1 pseudogene and 1 other annotated feature are annotated in these 1,323 nt (G+C 59.0%); the pseudogene reads right to left on the reverse strand.

Features of this window, described 5'->3' with window-relative positions:
* Positions 1 to 42 precede the first annotated feature (42 nt).
* Positions 43 to 1,271 (reverse strand): annotated as a pseudogene (locus tag DFR47_RS21495) (IS3 family transposase).
* Positions 871 to 987 (reverse strand) — a sequence feature (AL1L pseudoknot). It overlaps the preceding pseudogene by 117 nt.
* Positions 1,272 to 1,323 lie beyond the last annotated feature (52 nt).

Genomic DNA, 1,323 nt, shown 5'->3' on the forward strand with positions numbered 1-1,323 from the left:
GTCTGAACCGCACCGTATTTGCCGGAGACCGTTTTGTTTAAGTTATGCGGCCATAGCTGGCGCGTCCAGCATGGCATAGTATCGTTCTTCGGCCTCGGCGGGCGGAATGTTTCCGATGGGCTCCAGAAGGCGGCGGTTGTTAAACCAATCGACCCATTCGAGTGTGGCGAACTCCACGGCTTCGAAGTTGCGCCACGGTCCCCGTCGATGGATGACCTCGGCCTTGTAAAGACCGTTGATCGTTTCGGCCAGAGCGTTGTCGTAACTGTCGCCAACGCTTCCGACAGAAGGCTCAATGCCTGCTTCCGCCAGTCGCTCGGAATAGCGAATGGACACGTATTGCGAGCCCCTGTCGGAATGATGAATGAGTCCGCCACGATGGGCGGGCCGCCGATCATGAAGCGCCTGGTCAAGAGCATCGAGCACAAAGCCTGCATGGGCAGTCCGACTTGCCCGCCAACCGACGATACGGCGAGCGAAGGATCGATCACGAAGCGACGTAGACGAACCCTGCCAAGTGGCCACATACGTGAAATCAGAAAGCCACAGCATGTTTGGTGCGGGTGCGAAGAAGTGTCGGTTCACGCGATCAAGCGGGCATGGAGTTGCTTTGTCCGGCACAGTGGTTCTGACTGGCTTGCCGCGAATGACACCTTGAAGCCCTATCATTTTCATAAGCCGAGCGACGGTGCAGCGGGCGATGTCGAAGCCTTCTCGTTGCAACTGCCGCCAGACCTTGCGCGCACCATAGACCTGGAAGTTCTCGTTGAACACACGGCGTATCTCGATCTTCATGGCCATGTCGCTCCGGGCGCGGGCCGACAGGCGATCCACGTCCGCGCGCTTGGCGGCGACCTCATAATAGGTGGACGGGGCAATCGGCAGCAGCCTGCAGATCGGCTCGACCCCGAGCCTTGAGCGGTGTTCGTCGATGAAAGCAATCATCGCTTCAGTGGGCGGTCGAGCTCCGCCTGGGCAAAATACGCAGAGGCTTTGCGTAAAATCTCATTCGCGTGACGAAGCTCGCGGTTCTCCCGCTCCAAAGCCTTCATCTTCTCCGCGACGTCGCTCGGCAAACCTGCACGCTTGCCGCTGTCGACCTCGGCCTTCTTCACCCATTCATGGAGCGTATGCGCCGAGCAGCCGATCTTGGCCGCTATCGATGATACCGCCGCCCAGCGGGAGGGATGTTAGGCTTCATGCTCCGTCACCATTCGAACCGCGCGGGCACGGACTTCAGGAGAAAATTTGTTCGTCGTTTTGCTTGTCATAGACCCTACTTCTCACGAGTTGGGGTCTCCGGCAAACCCGGTGCGGTTCACC

Origin of the sequence: Pseudochrobactrum asaccharolyticum (genome assembly GCF_003314995.1) — a bacterium.
Classification (GTDB): domain Bacteria; phylum Pseudomonadota; class Alphaproteobacteria; order Rhizobiales; family Rhizobiaceae; genus Pseudochrobactrum; species Pseudochrobactrum asaccharolyticum.